We start from the raw sequence: 18409 nt of genomic DNA, 5'->3' as shown, positions 1-18409 counted from the left end.
GGTCTTCATCATGAAGAGATGGCTCGTTATTGTCGGTTGTGTCGTGCTGGCGTCCTGCGCGCAGCCACCGCAACGCGAAACGGTGACGATATGCGATGGCGGCGGTTGCCGCGAGCAGGGCAGGGACGTCGTCACGCAGGAGACGCGGACCTTCAATGAGGCGGATGACGGCCGTGCCGCAGCCCTCGAAGCCATCGCGGAACAGGATCCCCGTGCGGCCTACGATCTGGGTCTGCGTTACTTCCGCGGCGACGGCGTGCGACAGGACAGCTACAAGGCGCTGACATGGATGCGGTCAGCCGCCGAGCGTGGCCATCTGGAGGCGCAGAAGGCGCTCGGACGCTTTTACCTGACCGGACTGGAAGAGATGGGGCCGGACCCCCGTGAAGCCGAGAAATGGCTCTCCATTACCGCGGGGCGTGGCGACGCGGAGGCGCGGACCCTGCTTGCGGAGGCCTCTGCAGCGCGCAAGTCGGAGGAGGCGGAGTGGAAGTGGCGCCAGCGCTGGAGAGGTGTGTTCTACGACTACTGGTACCGGCGCTACACCTATCTGGGTTACTGGCGCGACGGCTACTGGTATTACCGCTGAGCGCATGATCGAACCCCTGCAGCCTGTGCAGGGGTTTTTTGCGAGTGACTCGGCCCCGAGTCACGCCTGCGTCGGCGGACCCCTCGACGCTCAAGGAAAAACTCAACAGGAGGAACGCAGCATGATCCAACACCGGATTTCCAAAATTGCGCTGGCGCTTGCAGCAGCGACTGCACTCACCGGGTGCGTTACGACGGGAACGAATTCGACCGCGGTGTCGGGGGCGGCAGGCGGAGGGGCGAGCGTCGATGCGAACCCCCAACTCGAACGCTGCGACGCGCCGCTCGGTACGCTCGCGGTGGACGATGGACGGGCCGCCGACTGGTATGGCCAATTCGGTAGCGCAACCCAGGTGACGACCATCGAGCCCCTGCTTCGCCTTGCCGTTCAGCAATCCAACTGCTTCGTGATCACGTCGATCGGCAACCTTCGCACGGACAGCCGCCTGTCGCGGATTACCGATATCCAGCGCAACTCGGGCGAGTATCGTGCAGGCTCCAAGCAGCAGAAGGGGCAACGCGTTGCGGCCGACTACTATCTTGAGCCGCAGATCATCATCAATAATGATTCGGTCGGCTCCGTGGGCGGCCTGGTCGGCGGCCTCGTTGGTGGCCGCCTCGGCGCGCTCGCCGGCGGCATCCAGTCCAAGGCGTCGGTCGTGACGCTGTCGCTCTTCGATATCCGCTCGGCGGTCCAGATTGCTGCTTCCGAGGGGAGCTCGACGGCAACGAACTTCGGCGCAGCACTGGGTGCCTTCGGTGGCGGTGCCGGGGGCGCTCTGGGCGGCTTCTCGCGTACGCCCGAAGGCAAGGCGACCGTCGCGGCATTCATGGATGCTTACAACAATATGGTCGTGGCGCTTCGCAACTACAAGGCGCAGGATGTAAAAGGTGGTCTCGGGCGTGGCGGTACGCTCAAGGTCAACTGATCGGTCGAACCTGCCCGCCCGCACCTAATCGGAGAACGAGCAACATGAAGATACTTGCGATGAGTGTGTGTGCAACGGCCCTCGTGATGAGCGGCTGCGCGACGATGACCGAAACCCAGCGCGACACTGCGGTGGGTGCAGGTATCGGCGCCGTGACCGGTGCAGTCATCGGCCGTGCGACGGCGGGCGGAAACAAGGGCAGAAGTACCGCGACGGGCGCCGCAGTGGGGGCGGCAGTGGGCGCCGCGGGCGGTTACCTGTGGTCGCAGAACATGCAGCGGCAACGCGCCGAGATGGAGCAGGCAACCGCAGGGACTGGCGTCGGTGTCAGCCAGACCGTGGACAATCAGCTGAAGGTCGATATTCCCGCAGATGTGTCCTTCGACGTCGGCCGCCACGACATCAAGGCCAACATGCGGCCGGTGCTCGATCGACTTGCCGCAACGCTGAACCAGCACCCGGTCACGACCGTCAGCATCATCGGTCATACCGACAGCACGGGCACGGATGCGATCAACAACCCCTTGTCCGTCAACCGTGCCGCTGCCGTGCGCGACTACTTGGTCGCGCGCGGGGTTTCGGCGCAGCGTATCTCGATCGATGGCCGCGGTTCCTATCAGCCGATCGCCGACAATGCGACTGCGGCGGGGCGGGCGATGAACCGCCGCGTCGAGATCTTCATCGCCGAGCAGGCACGCTGACGAGCACCTCCGTGCCCCAAGATGCCTCGGAGGCGTGTCCCGCGGGACAGCAGCACGCGTTTCGAGAGGCCTTTTGCGGCAGATGTCTCGCACCCTCCGTAGGAGCGGCGCAAGCCGCGAGCCTTTTCATCGGTTCCGCCCTGCCGCGTCGCCCTCAACCCCTCGCGGCTGGCTCAGCTCCTACCGGTCCTGCTTCTCGTCGGCCCTGACCGACTCGCATTGCCTTCAACCCCGTGCTTGGTACCGCTCCTGCCGGGAGCGCCTCGCCGCCCGGGCTCAACGCCCGGCGGGTGGCAGGGGCGCCAGCAGCGCGGCGATGTCGGCCTCGCCGAACTTGGCGAGCGCGTTGGCGTCTTCCGACAGCACACCCTCGGCGAGTGCGGCCTTCTTCTCCTGCAGGGCGAGGATCTTCTCCTCGATGCTGCCTGCGCATACCAGCTTGAACACGAACACCGGCTTGTCCTGGCCGATGCGGTGGGCGCGATCGGTGGCCTGGTTCTCGGCTGCAGGGTTCCACCACGGGTCGTAGTGGATCACGGTGTCGGCCGCGGTGAGGTTGAGACCCACGCCGCCCGCCTTCAGGCTGATCAGGAACACGGGCACGCGGCCCTTCTGGAAGTCTTCGACCGGAATGCGGCGGTCGCGGGTGTCGCCGGTCAGCGCCACCCAGCCAATCTTCGCCTTGTCGAGCTCCGCAGCGATCAGGCTGAGCATGGAGGTGAACTGTGAGAACACCAGGATGCGCCGGCCTTCGTCGATCAACTCGGGCAGCATGTCCATGAGCAGGTCGAGCTTGGCGCGCTCCTTGACGCGCGCCGCAGCCGGTGACTTCAGCAGGCGCGGATCGCAGCACACCTGGCGCAGCTTCAACAGAGCATCGAGGATCACGATCTGGCTGCGCGCAAAGCCTTTGCCGGCGATCTCGGCGCGCACCTTCTCGTCCATGGCCGCGCGCACCGTCTCGTAGAGGTCGCGCTGTCCGCCCTCGAGACCGACGCTGCGCACGATGATGGTCTTGGGCGGCAATTCGGTGGCGACGTCTTCCTTGCGCCGGCGCAGGATGAAGGGGCGCAGGCGGGCGGCGAGCAGGTCGCGGCGGTCACTGTCGCCATGCTTCTCGATCGGTGTGCGCCAGGTCTGGGTGAATTGCTTGTGCGTGCCGAGGAAACCCGGCAGCAGGAAGTCGAACTGCGCCCAGAGCTCGCCGAGGTGGTTCTCCAGCGGCGTGCCGGTAAGGCCGAGACGGTGGCGGGCCTTGAGCTGTCGGATCACCTGCGCGCCCTTGCTGGCGGCATTCTTTACCGTCTGCGCTTCGTCCAGGATCAGAAGGCTCCATTGGCGCGCCTGCAGCTGTTCTGCGTCGCGCCACAGCAGCGGATAAGTGGTGAGCGCCACATCGATCTTCACGTCGGCATCGAGCTCGTCGAAGCGCGCATGACGATCCGAGCCGTGCAGGTTGAGCACCTTCAGCTCGGGCGCGAAGCGCTCGGCCTCGGCCTGCCAGTTGAACACCAGCGAGGTAGGCAGGATGACCAGTGCGGGCACATCCAGCCGGCCGGCGTGCTTCTCGGTGAGCAGGTGAGCGAGCGTCTGCGCTGTCTTGCCCAGGCCCATGTCGTCGGCGAGGATGCCGGCGAGGTCGTGCCTTACGAGGTGCTGCAGCCAGGCCAGGCCTTCGAGCTGGTAGGGGCGCAGTTCGGCGCCGAAGCCTTTCGGCGTTTGCACTGCGGCGATGCCGGTGGCGCCGCGCAGGCGGCTGGAGAGTTGTGCGATGAGATCGTGGCCGCGGCCCGGCAGGTCGAGCTCGGCCAGTCGTGTGGCGTCGAGCCTTGAAAGACGCCAGTCGTGGTCGGGGCGGTCGAAGAGGTCGACGAGCGCGCGCACGAGCGGCTTCACGCGGCCGGCGCTGATGCGCAGGCGGCCGAGCTCTTGGTCCTCGAGGATGAGCGCCTCGTGGTCGTCGATGTCGTCCAGCCGTCCCGACAGCCAGCGTGCATCGTGTGCGAACAGCCCCGCCAGCAAAGGTGCAAGTGGCAATGCCTTGCCATCCACTTCGATACCGGGCGACAGGCCCAGCCAGCCGTCCTCATGCTCGTCGATGTCGAGCATCAGGTGGTCGATGTCGATGGCGTGGTGGCGGAAGTCGCTCGGGAACTCGACTGTCCAGCCTTCGGCGCGTAGTGCGGCCGCTGTGTCGGCCATGAAGGTCGGCCACTCGGCCTCGCTTGCGAGTCCGAGTGCGTCTGCCGGCAGGGGGCCGAAACTGCCCTGTATCGCACCCGGCGGAATGCGGGTGAAGCCAGCGGTGGCGAGCCGCTGGGCCGCGACCCGCTCGGCTGTCTCGTCACGCGTGAGGCGGGCGCTGCGGCCGTCCGGCAGGGGGAGGAAGAGGCGGCCGTCGCCGGCGTCGATGGTTACCGGGCCGTAGCGGAAGGCCAGCAGCGCGAAGTCGAAGACATAGGTGCCATAGGCCGCATAGCTGCGATAGCGCGCCTGCAGCACCGGCCGAGTCTCCAGGCGCAGAATGGGTACCGGTGTTCCGCTCACTTCGACGGGCGGCTCGCCGCGCAGGGTCGGCGGGGGCAAGGTGGGGGCGACTTCGGCAAGGGTTTCGGCCACCAGTTCCGACTCCGCCTGTGTCAGCGGCGGCAGCCACAGCATGCGTTGCACCAGTTCGGGGGCAAGGTCGAGCGTGATCGGGCCGGCACTCGCGCTGGCCGTGTCGATGTACCAGGGCGGCAGCAGTGGCAGGACCCGGGCAGCGGCGGGGTCGAGCTTGAGCACCGGAGCGCGCAGGCCGTCGGCGGTGAGCGTCCAGTCCGGGGTGCCCGGGCGCGCTTCGCCGGCGCTCAGTACCGGTGTGGCGAGACTGTCGTAGTGCGCGCGACCGCTGGCGAGCAGGCTCGCCATCAGCGCGTTGCTGTGCCTGCCCTCCAGTGTCACGCCATCGCCCGGGATGGGGCGGCCATGCGGCCTGTGCGCCCACAGCAGACGCAGGATCTCGTGGTCGTCATCGGCAACGAAGGCGGGCGGTGCCTGCAGCGCACGCTCGATGTTGTTCCAGCGTTCATGCTGGCGTATCTGTCCATGTTGGTCCAGGCGCACCTTGTAGCAAGCGACGCGGTGATCGCTGCTGTAGGCATCGTGCTCGATGACGTAGTGCAGTGCGTGGGTCGTCTTGCTGGACTGGGGCTTGCCCGCGGCTCCTGGCTCAAGCGCCCGAGCGGCCTGGCGAAAGCCCTCCACCCACGCCCGCACCTGCTCGCGCGGGCGGTCCGGTCGGCGACGCTGGTGCAGCCATACCAGCATCATCGCGGCGACATGCTTGCAACCGTAACCCATGGGGCAGGTGCATGCGCTGACAAGCGCAGGGCGTCCTTCTTCCTCGATCACGTCAGCGGAAACGTCGTAGGGCGTACGTTGCCTGCCCTTGACCAGGGCTGACACCGAGCAGCCGTCGGCGGAGAGTGCGCTCACCCGGCTCAGATAGCCCAGCCCCTTGGCGACGGTCTCCATGCCGAGTTGGGCGATCAGGTCATCCTGGGTGAAGCGGTCGAGCGGGGTCATGGGCTTGGGGCGCGCCCGAGACGGGCTTGAGCGGAAAACCCGTCAGTTTACACGTCGAACGTGAGGGCTGGCTCGTGTAGCGCGTTGGAAACTGCGGCTTGCAGTTTGCCGGGGCGGTTGCCTTTCGAATTCCGAGCGTGATGTACAAAAAGCCGACGGGCCGCATGTGCGGCCCGTCGAGGCTTACGCTCTGGCGATTGACCTTACACGTTGCGATAGACCTCGGCACCGCTCTTGACGAACTCGATCGACTTCACCTCCATGCCCTTCTTGAGCGCCTCGGCCTCGTCGATGCCCTGCTGTGCGGCGAAGTCGCGCACGTCCTGGGTGATCTTCATGCTGCAGAAGTGCGGCCCGCACATCGAGCAGAAGTGCGCCACCTTGGCCGAGTCCTTGGGCAGGGTCTCGTCGTGGAATTCCTTGGCCTTGTCCGGGTCGAGGCCGAGGTTGAACTGGTCTTCCCAGCGGAACTCGAAGCGCGCCTTGCTCAAGGCGTTGTCGCGGATCTGCGCGCCCGGGTGGCCCTTGGCCAGGTCGGCGGCGTGCGCGGCCAGCTTGTAGGTGATGATGCCTTCCTTGACGTCCTGCTTGTTGGGCAGGCCCAGGTGCTCCTTGGGCGTCACGTAGCACAGCATGGCGGTGCCGTACCAGCCGATGGTGGCCGCGCCGATGCCGCTGGTGATGTGGTCGTAGCCCGGGGCGATGTCGGTGGTGAGCGGCCCCAGGGTGTAGAAGGGCGCCTCCTTGCACCACTCGAGCTGCAGGTCCATGTTCTCCTTGATCAGGTGCAGCGGCACGTGGCCGGGGCCCTCGATCATGACCTGCACGTCGTGGCGCCAGGCGATGTCGGTGAGCTCGCCCAGGGTCTTGAGTTCGCCCAGCTGGGCCTCGTCGTTGGCGTCGTAGATCGAGCCCGGGCGCAGGCCGTCGCCCAGGCTGAAGGCCACGTCGTAGGCCTTCATGATCTCGCAGATGTCCTCGAAGTGCTCGTAGAGGAAGCTCTCCTTGTGATGCGCCAGGCACCACTTGGCCATGATCGAGCCGCCGCGCGACACGATGCCGGTCATGCGGTTGGCGGTGAGCGGCACGTAGCGCAAGAGCACGCCGGCGTGGATGGTGAAGTAGTCCACGCCCTGCTCGGCCTGCTCGATCAGGGTGTCGCGGAAGATCTCCCAGGTCAGCTCCTCGGCCTTGCCATTGACCTTCTCCAGCGCCTGGTAGATCGGCACGGTGCCGATCGGCACGGGCGAGTTGCGGATGATCCACTCGCGCGTCTCGTGGATGTTCTTGCCGGTGGAGAGATCCATCACCGTGTCGCCGCCCCAGCGGATCGACCAGGTCATCTTGTCGACTTCCTCGGCAATCGACGAGGTGACCGCCGAGTTGCCGATGTTGGCGTTGATCTTGGTGAGGAAGTTGCGGCCGATGATCATCGGCTCGCTCTCGGGGTGGTTGATGTTGTTGGGGATGATGGCGCGCCCGCGCGCCACTTCGTCGCGCACGAACTCGGGGGTGATCACCGGCGGCAGGCTGGCGCCGAAGTTCTGGCCCGGGTGCTGGCGCAGCATCATGTCGGCCATCTTCTGGCCCTTGGGGCCGGTGGCGCGCAGCGAGGCGATGTACTGCTCGCGGTTCAGGTTCTCGCGGATGGCGATGTATTCCATCTCGGGGGTGATGATGCCGCGCCGGGCGTAATGCATCTGGGTGACATTGGCACCCGGCTTGGCGCGGCGCGGGGCGCGGTGCAGGCCGGGAAAGCGCAGCTCGTCGAGCGCCGTGTCGGCGGCGCGGGCGCGGCCGTACTCGGAGGACAGGCCGGGCAGCACTTCGGTGTCGCCGCGCGCCTCGATCCACGGCTGGCGCAGCGCGGGCAGGCCGGAGCGGATGTCGATCTTGGCGGCCGGGTCGGTGTAGGGGCCCGAACAGTCATAGACGAAGATCGGCGGGTTGGGTTCGGCGCCGAAGGAGGCCGGGGTGTCGCTCTGGGTGATCTCGCGCATCGGCACGCGGATGTCCGGGCGCGAACCCTCGACGTAGATCTTGCGCGAGTTGGGCAGCGGGGCGATCGCGGCCGCATCCACATGGGCCGTGGCGGCGATGAATTTCTCGGTGGCGTTCATGGGTTCTCCGTGGAGCGGTGGTCAGGCGGACAGCAGGCGCGTCAGGAACACGATCGCGAGCATGTAGAGGGCGATGAACAGGGTCTCGCTCGACAGCAGCACGATCGGCTTCCAGCCCAGGGCGGCGAGCTTCTCGAACGAGGTCTTGACGCCAAGCGCCGCGATCGAGATCACCAGGCACCAACGCGAAACGTCAGAACTCACTGCGACCACTTCGGCGGGGATCCAGCCGAAGCTGTTGATCACGACCAGGGCAGCGAACGCAACCAGGAAGAAGGGCAACAAGGGGGCTCTCTTCGCGCCGCCACCCGCAGTCCGGGCAGACTCGGCCCGAAAGCTCAGCGCCAGCACCATCACCACGGGCACCAGCATGGCCACGCGGAACATCTTCGCCAGTGTCGCCGCATCGCCGACCGCGGGCGAAATCATGAAGGCGGCACCGACGACCTGCGCCACGTCGTGGATTGAGCCACCCAGGAACATGCCGGCCTCGCCCACCGACAATCCGCCCGCCGAAACCACAAGTGGATAGAGGATCATGGCCGCGGTCGAGAAAGTGGCGACGCCGATCGCCGTAAGCAGGGTGTAGTGCTCGTTCTCCTTGGTCTGCGGCAGCGTGGCCGAGATCGCCATCGCGGCCGAGATGCCGCAGATGCCGGTAGCGCCGCCCGAGATCAAGCCAAGCATCGACGGCAGCCCGAGCACGCGAGCCATGAGCATGCCGAAGCCGATGGTGAGCACCGTCGCGCCGGCCAAGGCACCGACACCGGCCAAACCGAGATCGGACACATCGCTGATGGCAATGCGTGCGCCGAGCAGGGCAACACCGAGGCGGACAAGCTTCTTGGCCGAGAACTCGATACCCGGAATGCACTTGTCGTTATCGGAGAGGAAGTGGAAGGCGATGCCGATGAGCAACGCATAGAGGAATTTCGGGCCGCCATAATGCTCGGACACGAAGGCTGCGGTGATCGCGATCACGCCGCACAGCATGAATCCGGGCAGCAGCCGGCGAAGTTCGGTAAACATCGGCACTGAGAGGGGCTTGGTCTGAGCGTTCATGAGCAGGCGATCCGTGTCGCGAGGAAGCCGTCGGGGCCGGGTAAACGCTGCCGCAGCGCGCATGGGCGGCGCTGCGGCAGCAGGCGGAGGAAGCTGCCGTCGCTCAGACGTAGTCCTTGTACTTGTCGAGGAATCGCACCGGCTTGGAGAGCGCGTCACGGCGGAACGGGTCGCCCAGCTCGCGCGTGCACATGATCTCGATGATCGTCGTCTTGCCGTGGTTCATCTGCAGGTCGATCGCCTTCTTCAGCGCCGGCCCCACGTCCTCCAGACGATCGACCGTGATGCCCTCGGCACCCATCGCGCGCGCGATCTCGGCAAAGCTCTGGTTGTCCAGCTCGCCAGCGACGAAGCGGCGGTTGTAGAAGTCCACCTGGTTCTTCTTCTCCGCACCCCACTGACGGTTGTGGAACACCACCGCGGTCACCGGAATGTTGTGGCGCACGCAGGTCATCGTCTCCATCAGGCTCATGCCCCAGGCACCGTCACCCGCGTACGACACCGCCGGACGGTGCGGCGCGGCCACCTTGGCACCGATGATGGTCGGGAAGGCGTAGCCGCAGTTGCCAAAGCTCATCGCCGCAAAGAAGCTCCTCGGCTTCTCGAAGCGCAGGTAGCTGTTGGCCACCGAGTTGATGTTGCCGATGTCGGTCGACACCATCACGTCCTCGGGCATCGCCTTCTCGAGCTCGCGCAGCACCTGGCGCGGGTGCAGGTACTCGCCGCCCGAGAACGGCTTCTCCTTGGCGTTCTCTTCGATCATGTCCAGGCTGAACGGGTCGCGCTCGTGCGTCCATTCGTCGAGCTCCTTCTCCCACGCGGCTTTCTCGGCGGCGATCTTCGCCGCACGCTCGCCCTGGGTGGCGTCGCAGTCGAGCGCACGATTCGCGAGCCGCGCGGTCAGCGCCACCGCCGCCGCCTTGGCATCACCGCAGATGCCCACCGAGATCTTCTTCACCAGCCCGAGCATCTTGTTGTCCGCGTCGATCTGGATGATCTTCGCGTTCTTGGGCCAGTAGTCCATGCCGTGCTGCGGCAGCGTACCGAACGGGCCCAGGCGCGAACCCAGCGCCACCACCACGTCGGCCTGGCTGATCAGCTTCATCGCCGCCTTCGAGCCCTGGTAGCCCAGCGGGCCGCACCACAGCGGGTGGCTCGCCGGGAACGAGTCGTTGTGCAGGTAGCTGTTGACCACCGGCGCGCCCAGGCGCTCGGCCAGCGCCTTGCACTCCTCGATCGCGTCGGCCATCACCACGCCGCCGCCCGAGATGATCACCGGGAACTTGGCCTTGGCCAGCAGCTCGGCCGCTTCATTGAGGCTTTGCTCGCCGCCCGCGCCACGGTCCAGCCGCGCCGGCTTGGGGATCTCGCAGGTGATCTCGCCGTAGAAGTAGTCGCGCGGAATGTTCAGCTGCGTCGGGCCCATCTCGCTCATCGCGCGGTCGAAGCAGCGACCGGTGTACTCGGCCATACGCGCCGGGTGGGTGACGTGGCCCTGGTACTTGGTGAACTCCTGGAACATCGGCAGCTGCTTGCACTCCTGGAAGCCGCCCAGCCCCATCGTCATCGTGCCCGTCTCGGGGGTGATGATCACCACCGGGCTGTGCGCCCAGTAGGCCGCGCCGATCGCGGTCACGCAGTTGCTGATGCCCGGGCCGTTCTGGCCGATCACCACGCCGTGGCGGCCCGACACCCGCGAGTAGCCGTCGGCCATGTGGCCCGCGCCCTGCTCGTGCACCACCGGGATCAGCCGGATGCCGGCCGGCGCGAAAATGTCCATCGCGTCCATGAAGGCCGAGCCCATGATGCCGAACATGTCGGTGACGCCGTTGGACACCAGGGTTTCGACGAAGGCTTCGGAGGGGGTCATCTTGGTCGGGCCGCTGGCCACGCTGCGGCCGTCGGGGGTGGGCTGGCTCATGCTGTCTCCTGGGAGTTAGTTGAACGAAATCGGTACCAAACATTCCGATATCCGAGATACGTGAACGCACTCTAGGTCCAACACCCCAAAAGGTCAACATCAAATTCCAAAAAACGGTACGACTTGAATATTTTTTTGAAACCGGACTAATATGCCGCACCGGAACGAATCGTGTATCCGGCGCCACGGAAGCAAGGCCTGCTCCGTGCATGAAGAGACCGAGGAGACAGCAGTGACGGAAACAGTCCTGACCCAGCCCGACCGCATGGTGTCGGTGCGCGAAGTGTTCGGAATCGACACCGACCTGAAGGTGCCGGCGTTCGCCGAACGCGACGACCATGTGCCCGACGTCGACACCGCCTATCGCTTCAACCCCGACGTCACGCTGGCAATCCTCGCCGGCTTCAGCCGCAACCGCCGGGTGATGGTGCAGGGCCTGCACGGCACCGGCAAATCCACCCATATCGAACAGGTGGCGGCGCGCCTGAACTGGCCTTGCGTACGGGTGAATCTGGACGGCCACATCAGCCGCCTCGACCTCGTCGGCAAGGACGCCATCGTCGTGCGCGATGGCCTGCAAGTAACCGAGTTCCAGGAAGGCATCGTGCCCTGGGCGCTGCAGCGCCCGGTCGCGCTGATCTTCGATGAGTACGACGCCGGCCGCCCCGACGTGATGTTCGTGATCCAGCGCATTCTCGAGCGCGACGGCAAGTTCACCCTGCTCGACCAGAACCGCGTGATCCACCCCCACCCCTGGTTCCGCCTGTTCGCCACATCGAACACCGTTGGCCTGGGCAACCTGTCGGGCCTGTACCACGGCACCCAGGTGCTGAACCATGCCCAGATGGACCGCTGGAACATCGTCGCCACGCTCAACTACCTGCCGCGCGAGGAAGAGGTCGCGATCGTGCTCGCGCGCGTGCCGGGCAAGAACTACGACAAGGGCCGCCAGCTGATCGCCTCGATGGTCGCGGTGGCCGAGCTCACACGCAAGGGCTTCGCCGCCGGTGACCTCTCGACCCTGATGTCGCCGCGCACCGTCATCACCTGGGCCGAGAACTGCGAGATCTTCCGCAATCCGGCGCTCGCCTTCCGCCTGTCCTTCCTCAACAAATGCGATGAGGTCGAGCGCCCGATCGTCGCCGAGTACTACCAGCGCTGCTTCGGCGAGGAGCTGGACGAATCCTGGATGCGTACGTCGGAAGCGCAATGATGGCGACGGCGCAGCAGAACGCGAAGCGGCAGCAGAAGGTCGAGGAGCTGTGCGCCGCCACCCTGCGCGCCCTCACTGGTGACGCCGCGCTGCACTACCGCGGCCGGCGCCTGCACCGCGGATCGCGGCCGCTGCCGATGCATGCGCCGCACCTGCGCATCGACCCCGACCACGACGACTTCGCCGACTGTCGCGCCGCCGCCGACGGCATGGCGCTGCGCCTGCTGCATTCGGACGCCCAACTGCACCGCAGCCTGTGCCCCGCCGACCCGATCGAGCGCCTGCTGTTCGAACTGCTCGAGCAACTGCGCGTGGAAACCCTCGCGCCGGCCGACATGCCGGGCATGGTCATCAACCTGCACCACCGCTTCGAGAACTGGTCGCGCGCCTTCTACCGCTCCGGCCTCACCGAGGGACGGCTCGGCATCCTGCTGTACACCGTGGCGCAGATCTGCTGGTCGCGGCTCACCACGAAGCCGGTGCTGGAGGAAACCGAGGACTACATCGAGAGCACCCGCTTCTCGCTCGTCTCCCAGCTCGGCAGCGCGCTCGCCGGCATTCGCCGCAATCGCCACGACCAGCGCCGCTTCGCCCCCCATGCGCTCGAGATCGCGCGCATCGTGGCCGAGACGATCCATGCCGAGACCGCAGCCTCGGCTGGCGACGAGGAGGCCGACGCGAAGGACGAAGAGATCCGGCGCGGCTTCGCCCTGCTGCTCGACTTCGACCGCGACGAAGGCGACGACGACGGTATCGCCTCGGCCCTCACCGGCCACAGCAAGGCCTTCGAGGACGCAGAACAGGCCTACCGCGTATTCACCACCCGCTACGACACCGAGGTGCAGGCCGGGACGCTCGTGCGCAAGGCCCTGCTGCGCGAGTACCGCGAGCGCCTGGACAAACGCATCGCCGCGCAGGGCATCAACCTGCCGCGACTGGCGCGCCTGTTCGCCGCCATCCTTGCCGAGCCGCAGCGCGACGGCTGGATGTTCGGTGAGGAAGAAGGCCATATCGACGGCCGCCGCCTGAGCCAGCTCGTGAGCTCACCGACCGAGCGCCGCCTGTTCCGCCAGGAGCAGTACAAGCCGGCGGCCGACTGCGTGGTGAGTTTCCTGCTCGATTGCTCGGGCTCGATGAAGGCGCACATCGAGCCGGTCGCGATGATGGTCGACATCATGATCCGCGCGCTCGAGATGGTGGGCGTGCGCACCGAACTGCTCGGCTTCACCACCGGGGCCTGGAACGGCGGCCGCGCCCACCGCGAATGGCTCGCCCGCGGCCGCCCGCTCCGCCCGGGACGCCTGAACGAGGTCTGCCACATGGTGTTCAAGGACGCCGATCGCAGCTGGCGGCGGGCGCGCACCGACATCGCCGCGCTGTTCAAGGCCGACCTGTTCCGCGAAGGCATCGACGGCGAGGCGGTGGACTGGGCGTGCAACCGCATGCTGGCGCGCGGCGAGGCAAGGCGCATCCTGGTCGTGATCTCCGACGGCAGCCCCGCAGACGGCGCAACCGGACTGGCAAACGACCCTTTCTACCTCGACAACCACCTCAAGGACGTGGTCGCGCGCCGCGAGCAGCAGGGCGCAGTGGAGATCCTCGGCCTCGGCGTCGGCCTCGACCTCAGCCCCTTCTACCGCCGTTGTCTGGCCACCGACATGAGCAAGGCGCTCGACAACGAGCTGTTCTTTGACATTGTCCAACTCATCAGCGGCCGCCATCGGCGCTGACGGTTCGCCACGGCGCAAGGACATCAACCACTTACGATCGGAGCATTCGACATGGCCAAGACACGAATGGTCACGCAGTTCGGCCTGGGGACCTCTATCCGCAGTCAGGACTACACACAGGCCGCGGCACGCGCGATCCGCGACGCGCTATGGCACAACTCGCTCAACGTGGCGACCGCGTTCGATTTCCCGCGCGAGGCGATGCTGATCGACGTCGAGATCGGCGTGCAGAAACCCGAGGCGGTCGACAGCACCGCCCTGCTCGACATCTTCCCCTACGGCCAACCCACTATCCGCGTCGTACGCGGCGGCCTCGACGTCTGCAAGCCGGACGGCAGCGATCCTACCGTGATCGCCAACGCCGCCATCGTGGTGTCCTTCGACATGGAGCGCAATCATGACTGAGAAACGCATCATCCTCGAAATGGGGACCGGCAACGACCTGTACGGCGGCGACTACACCAAGGCCGCCTGCCGTGCAGTGCAGGACGCCCTGCACCATTCATCCATCGTGCTGTTCAAGTCGCTCGGCTACGACCACCGCGATATGCGCGTGCAGGTGACGATCGGCGTGCAGCAGCCCGACAAGGTCGATGCGGCAGTGGTCGCCGCCACGCTGCCACGCGGGCGCGCCGAGGTGAAGGTGGTGTTCGGCGGACTGGACGTCCACGACCCAGTGCAGGAGACCACGCATGTGATCGCCACCGCAGCCGTTGCCGCGCTGCTGCCGATCGAGCCGGGTGCCTGGCGCCTGAGCGCGCCTGCGCAGGCCTGAACGCCGCCGTCCGGCTTCAGGCACCCGCGCGCATCGGCACGCCGGCCGCCGTCCGACCACAGTTGCCCGCTGGCTGACGTGAGCGTACTACCGGAGCCTCGGCCGCTGCGAGCAGGGCCCGGTCCGCTTCGTCGAGATGGAGACCCCGGGCTTCGAGCTGGCCGAGCATATCGTCGAGTTCCCAGGGCGCGGCGAGCAGGCGCTTGCGGCCATTGCGGAACTGCACATGGAGCCAGTAGGCATCCGTTTCCGGCGAATGCCGCAGGTAGAGACGCGCGACCTCTTCCGGCGAGGACAGCGCCGTCTCCAGCGCGCCCTCTTTCTTGGTACGTCCCCTGAAATAGGAGATCGCCAGAAAGGCGGCCAGGGCCACGAAACCGGTCAGCAACTCGAGCATGGATGACTCCCCCCAATGAACGACATGCAAGGAGAGCCCGCAGCCGAACGGCTCGGGATGGTCTCCCTGATCAAGATCATGTGTGGGGAGAATAAAACGAATGGAGTTCTGAAGCACCCCTATCTATAAAACCAATTGCTATAAGCAACCCGACCGCCTTCCGCACGCCGCAGGATGACGAACCGGTCGCCGACCGCGCAAGCAGTCGGCGACCGGCCATGTGCGCCTGACGAAGCCTGGGACCCGCTCAACCAGGCTGCGGGATCAGGCCGAGCGACAACCAGGGCACGAAGGCGATGATGAGCCAGGAGATGGTGAGGCCCATCATGTACATCAGCGCGAAGCGCACGAGCTTCGAATACGGGATACCCGTGACGCCGCTGGCCACAAAGAGGTTGAGGCCGAAAGGCGGCGTGATGAACCCGATCGCGGCACCTACCAGAAAGATCACCGAGAAATGCACCGGATCAACGCCCGCCGCGATCGCGATCGGCGCAAGGATGGGGGCGAAGATCACCGTCACAGGCAGACTCTCGAGAATCGTACCGGCGGCAAGCACGATACCCATGCACACCAGCAGCACGACTACGTCACCACTTCCGAACCAGGCGATGAAGGACTGCACCGTCTCGGCGGCGCCGAGCAGGGCGAAGACCTGCTGCATCACGATGGAAATGGCAATCATCGGCGCCAGCATGCCGGTAAGCTGGCCGGAGCGCAGCAGGATGTCGGGCAAGGCCCGCCACCTGATTTCGCGGGTGACGATCAGGCCGGCGATCAGGCAGAAGCCCACGGTAATCGCCGCCGCCTCGGTGGGCGAGAAGATGCCCGAGTAGATCCCGAAAATGACGATGAAGATGGCGAAGAACCCCAGATAGGCACTGCCCGCCGAGCGCACTACGCGCCCCACATCGAGCGGCGAGATGGAGCCCCAGCCATGCTTTCGGCACATCCACCAGCACACCGCCTGCATCGCGATCACCATCAGCATGCCCGGCAGGATGCCGGCAACGAACAGATCGGAGATCGACAAGTTCATCAGGAAGCCATACACGATGAAGATGATCGACGGTGGAATGATGATCCCGACCGTGCCACCGGCCGCGGCCGTGGCAGCGGCGAAGCGGCTGTCGTAGCCATCCTTCACCAGCAGCGGCTGCATGATGCCGCCGATGGTCGCGGTGGTCGCCGAGTTGGAACCCGAGATGGCCGCGAACAGCCCGCAGGAGCCGATCGTGGCCAGGCCGAGGCCGCCGCGCATCCAGCTCAGGCAGGCGTGGGCGAACTCGGCCAGGCGCTTGGCAATGCCCGCTGCGGCGATGAGGTCACCGGTGAGAATGAATAAGGGCAGCGAAAGCAGCCCGAAGAAGTTCAGCCCCTCGAATAGCGTCACACCGATGTTGGCAAGCGTAAAGTCGATGACCAGCGACGCGCCGGTGACCCACATGCCGATGACGAGGAAGATGGGCACGCCGAGCAGGAACAGCACGACGACGCCCAGTGAAACCAGAGTGATGAGAGTCGAATTGTCCATGATGCCTCCTCAGTCTCCACCAATTGCCTGGATGTCGACCAGGAAGGGTTCGCGGCGGCGGTAACGGCCAATGTCTTCGACCAGGTTCTGCAGGGCGCGGAACATCAGCAGGCACCAGCCGACCGGGGTGGCCAGGTAGAACCACCACTGCATGACGTTGTCGGTGCCTTGCACGATGGCGAAGTTGTCATAGGCGAGTTGCGTCTGCTCGATGGTGAACCAGGCCACCATGGTGCCGAAGCCGACCCACAGGATTGCGTCAAGCCACATGCAGGCGAACTGGGCTCCGTAGGGCATGCGCAGGCGGAGGTCGTTGAACACCAGATGAGTGCGCTTGCGTACGTTGTAGGCGCAGCCAATCCAAGTTACCCACAGGAACAGGTAAATCGGAATGGAGGAACTCCAGGGGACCTGAGTACTGAAAACATAGCGCTCGAACACCGCGTAAACGATGATCAGGGCCATGCTGGAATAGGCGATCAGGATCAGGGTGCGTTCGGCGTTGCGGTCTAGCCACCGAACGAGTGCCAGAAGATAGGCCATTGGGGGAACTCCGAAATGAGGGAGGCGCCCTGCGCCGACCAGGCTGACGAGCCGGCGCAAGGCGTACGGCAGGTCGGGGCTACCAACCAGCCATCAAGCGGACTGCCACCAGCGTTGCGGTTTCACGTCAGCCACAGGGGTATCTTTCGGGATTTCGCGCGCAACCATGAAGATCTCCTTGTAAACATCGTGCCCCCCGGACATCTTGTTGAGGCGCTCCCGCCACTCTGCCCAGGGCTCGGGTCGGTACTCGGGCGAGCACATCTTCTCGGCCTTGAGAATCTCGGCATCGGAGAGCGTGGCCACGCGCACGCCGTTCTTTGCGAAAACGGTATCCGGCCCCGGGTCTAGGACCGCACCGACCACTTCAACGAGCGCACGCTCCTGCTCGCGCTGGGTATATTGCTGTGCGTCGTAGGCCACCTCCATCACGATGTCCTGGATGGCAGGGGGCAGCTTCTCAAAGGTCGCGTTGTTCATCGCGGTGTGCTCAGTACCGCAGAAGAACTTCAGGTCCACCGCCTGCGCGAGCACAGGCGCCATGTTGGCGTAGGCCGCCGCCCCCATCCAGGTCTCGGCGCCGTCGATGAGGCCCTGCTTTAGGCCGTCGAGCGTCTCTTCCCAGGCGATCGGCACCGGGTTCAGATTCATGAGCTGCATGGCGATGCGGCCGAGCTGGGTGCCGGTAACGCGGTTCTTGGTGCCAGCCAGTTCCTCGATGGTGGTCACTGTCGGGCGGTTGGCGAACTTCTTGCCGAGCATCAGGCCACGCAGTTCGCAGTGGGTGTACAGGAACTGGATGTTGTGGCGCTTGCGCATCGGCTCACGAAAGAACTTTTCGCTCTTCGGGTGATAGAAGAAGTAGTGCTGGGCCGCGCGCGAGGGGAACATGTAGGCAAAGTCGAGCACGTTGTAGTACGGCGCCGAGCCAGCCGAGTTCTGGGTACTGGCCGAGAAGATGTCGACGATGCCCTGCTGGGCCTTCTTCACGCAGTCGAGCTGGTTGCAGATCTGGTTGCTGCCGATGAACTCGATCTTCAGCGCGCCGTTGGTGCGTCTCTCCAGCTCCTGGGCAAACCACAGCTGACCCGACTCCTGAATCTTCAGGTTGCTTTCGTTGAAGCCTGATGCACCGAACTTCAGCGTCATCAGCGGCGTCGAGGCATTGCGCGCGTCGGCGGTCTGCGAGGCAGCGCGGGCGAGCCCCTCGAAGGTCAGCGGGCCGACCATGCCTGCGGCCGCAAGTGCGGTGGAGGTCAGCCCGTAGCGGCCGGCAATGCGCAGAAAGCCGCGACGATCCAGCTTGGTCTCTTTGCTCATGGTGTGTCT

15 protein-coding genes are annotated in these 18409 nt (G+C 65.7%); 7 read left to right on the top strand and 8 right to left on the bottom strand.

Features of this window, described 5'->3' with window-relative positions; genetic code table 11:
• The first annotated feature begins 10 nt into the window (after window positions 1-10).
• Genes B447_RS16420 through B447_RS16410 form a run of 3 tightly spaced genes read left to right on the top strand, consistent with a single transcriptional unit; the run spans window position 11 to window position 2218 of the window.
• On the top strand, window positions 11-589 hold the full coding sequence (locus tag B447_RS16420) for a tetratricopeptide repeat protein (RefSeq protein WP_232431658.1): 579 nt from the start codon (window positions 11-13) through the stop codon (window positions 587-589).
• Window positions 590-593: 4 nt separating this feature from the next.
• A complete protein-coding gene (locus B447_RS16415; RefSeq protein ID WP_232431657.1) occupies window positions 594-1517 on the top strand; it encodes a hypothetical protein in 924 nt (307 codons plus the stop codon).
• A 44-nt stretch (window positions 1518-1561) separates the two neighbouring features.
• Complete coding sequence (locus B447_RS16410) at window positions 1562-2218, top strand: OmpA family protein (RefSeq protein WP_002942880.1); 657 nt, start codon at window positions 1562-1564, stop codon at window positions 2216-2218.
• 276 nt (window positions 2219-2494) lie between these two features.
• Here B447_RS16410 and B447_RS16405 read toward each other — a convergent pair whose 3' ends face one another.
• The 4 genes from B447_RS16405 to xsc all read right to left on the bottom strand — a co-directional run bounded on the left by B447_RS16405 (window position 2495) and on the right by xsc (window position 10888).
• Window positions 2495-5785, bottom strand: coding sequence for a DEAD/DEAH box helicase (locus tag B447_RS16405; RefSeq protein ID WP_002942878.1), 3291 nt, complete (start codon window positions 5783-5785; stop codon window positions 2495-2497).
• 203 nt (window positions 5786-5988) lie between these two features.
• Window positions 5989-7905 (bottom strand): phosphomethylpyrimidine synthase ThiC, encoded by a 1917-nt coding sequence (thiC, locus tag B447_RS16400; RefSeq protein ID WP_002942875.1) that lies wholly within the window; start codon window positions 7903-7905, stop codon window positions 5989-5991.
• A gap of 21 nt (window positions 7906-7926) precedes the next feature.
• Window positions 7927-8967, bottom strand: a complete 1041-nt coding sequence (locus B447_RS16395; RefSeq protein ID WP_002942868.1) for a YeiH family protein — start codon at window positions 8965-8967, stop codon at window positions 7927-7929.
• A 103-nt stretch (window positions 8968-9070) separates the two neighbouring features.
• The gene (gene xsc / locus B447_RS16390) at window positions 9071-10888 is read right to left on the bottom strand and encodes a sulfoacetaldehyde acetyltransferase (RefSeq protein ID WP_002942855.1); all 1818 of its coding nucleotides are present in this window, start codon (window positions 10886-10888) and stop codon (window positions 9071-9073) included.
• A gap of 232 nt (window positions 10889-11120) precedes the next feature.
• Between xsc and B447_RS16385 the strand changes: the two genes are divergently transcribed.
• The 4 genes from B447_RS16385 to B447_RS16370 are packed head-to-tail and all read left to right on the top strand — an operon-like array spanning window position 11121 to window position 14606.
• Complete coding sequence (locus tag B447_RS16385; RefSeq protein WP_002942853.1) at window positions 11121-12101, top strand: AAA family ATPase; 981 nt, start codon at window positions 11121-11123, stop codon at window positions 12099-12101.
• On the top strand, window positions 12098-13831 hold the full coding sequence (locus tag B447_RS16380; RefSeq protein WP_232431656.1) for a cobaltochelatase CobT-related protein: 1734 nt from the start codon (window positions 12098-12100) through the stop codon (window positions 13829-13831). Before B447_RS16385 ends, B447_RS16380 begins: the two co-directional genes overlap by 4 nt.
• A 51-nt stretch (window positions 13832-13882) precedes the next feature.
• Window positions 13883-14236, top strand: a complete 354-nt coding sequence (locus tag B447_RS16375; RefSeq protein ID WP_002925848.1) for a Lin0512 family protein — start codon at window positions 13883-13885, stop codon at window positions 14234-14236.
• Window positions 14229-14606 carry a Lin0512 family protein gene (locus tag B447_RS16370; protein WP_002925847.1) on the top strand — a complete coding sequence of 126 codons (378 nt, stop codon included), beginning with the start codon at window positions 14229-14231 and terminating at the stop codon, window positions 14604-14606. The genes B447_RS16375 and B447_RS16370 overlap by 8 nt, the downstream gene beginning before the upstream one ends.
• Window positions 14607-14622: 16 nt before the next feature.
• Here the strand turns inward: B447_RS16370 and B447_RS16365 are convergent, their stop codons facing one another.
• From B447_RS16365 to B447_RS16350, 4 genes are all read right to left on the bottom strand, one after another.
• Window positions 14623-15003: a hypothetical protein gene (locus B447_RS16365; protein WP_002942843.1), complete on the bottom strand. Its 381-nt coding sequence runs from the start codon at window positions 15001-15003 to the stop codon at window positions 14623-14625.
• 247 nt (window positions 15004-15250) lie between these two features.
• A complete protein-coding gene (locus tag B447_RS16360) occupies window positions 15251-16537 on the bottom strand; it encodes a TRAP transporter large permease (protein WP_002925845.1) in 1287 nt (428 codons plus the stop codon).
• 9 nt (window positions 16538-16546) lie between these two features.
• Window positions 16547-17080: a TRAP transporter small permease gene (locus B447_RS16355; protein ID WP_002925844.1), complete on the bottom strand. Its 534-nt coding sequence runs from the start codon at window positions 17078-17080 to the stop codon at window positions 16547-16549.
• Between the two features lie 93 nt (window positions 17081-17173).
• Window positions 17174-18400: a TRAP transporter substrate-binding protein gene (locus B447_RS16350; RefSeq protein WP_002942841.1), complete on the bottom strand. Its 1227-nt coding sequence runs from the start codon at window positions 18398-18400 to the stop codon at window positions 17174-17176.
• Window positions 18401-18409 lie beyond the last annotated feature (9 nt).

Origin of the sequence: Thauera sp. 27, from assembly GCF_000310125.2 — a bacterium.
GTDB classification, from domain to species: Bacteria; Pseudomonadota; Gammaproteobacteria; order Burkholderiales; family Rhodocyclaceae; genus Thauera; species Thauera mechernichensis.
The sequence above is the reverse complement of the archived record's forward strand: the minus strand, read 5'-3'. Positions and strand labels throughout refer to the sequence as shown.

Bases quoted from the DNA above. Each gene is read 5' to 3' on its own strand.
- B447_RS16420 (WP_232431658.1), top strand. From the start codon at position 11: ATGAAGAGATGGCTCGTTATTGTCGGTTGTGTCGTGCTGGCGTCCTGC.
- B447_RS16415 (WP_232431657.1), top strand. From the start codon at position 594: ATGATCGAACCCCTGCAGCCTGTGCAGGGGTTTTTTGCGAGTGACTCG.
- B447_RS16410 (WP_002942880.1), top strand. From the start codon at position 1,562: ATGAAGATACTTGCGATGAGTGTGTGTGCAACGGCCCTCGTGATGAGC.
- B447_RS16405 (WP_002942878.1), bottom strand. From the start codon at position 5,785: ATGACCCCGCTCGACCGCTTCACCCAGGATGACCTGATCGCCCAACTC.
- thiC (WP_002942875.1), bottom strand. From the start codon at position 7,905: ATGAACGCCACCGAGAAATTCATCGCCGCCACGGCCCATGTGGATGCG.
- B447_RS16395 (WP_002942868.1), bottom strand. From the start codon at position 8,967: ATGAACGCTCAGACCAAGCCCCTCTCAGTGCCGATGTTTACCGAACTT.
- xsc (WP_002942855.1), bottom strand. From the start codon at position 10,888: ATGAGCCAGCCCACCCCCGACGGCCGCAGCGTGGCCAGCGGCCCGACC.
- B447_RS16380 (WP_232431656.1), top strand. From the start codon at position 12,098: ATGATGGCGACGGCGCAGCAGAACGCGAAGCGGCAGCAGAAGGTCGAG.
- B447_RS16375 (WP_002925848.1), top strand. From the start codon at position 13,883: ATGGCCAAGACACGAATGGTCACGCAGTTCGGCCTGGGGACCTCTATC.
- B447_RS16370 (WP_002925847.1), top strand. From the start codon at position 14,229: ATGACTGAGAAACGCATCATCCTCGAAATGGGGACCGGCAACGACCTG.
- B447_RS16365 (WP_002942843.1), bottom strand. From the start codon at position 15,003: ATGCTCGAGTTGCTGACCGGTTTCGTGGCCCTGGCCGCCTTTCTGGCG.
- B447_RS16360 (WP_002925845.1), bottom strand. From the start codon at position 16,537: ATGGACAATTCGACTCTCATCACTCTGGTTTCACTGGGCGTCGTCGTG.
- B447_RS16355 (WP_002925844.1), bottom strand. From the start codon at position 17,080: ATGGCCTATCTTCTGGCACTCGTTCGGTGGCTAGACCGCAACGCCGAA.
- B447_RS16350 (WP_002942841.1), bottom strand. From the start codon at position 18,400: ATGAGCAAAGAGACCAAGCTGGATCGTCGCGGCTTTCTGCGCATTGCC.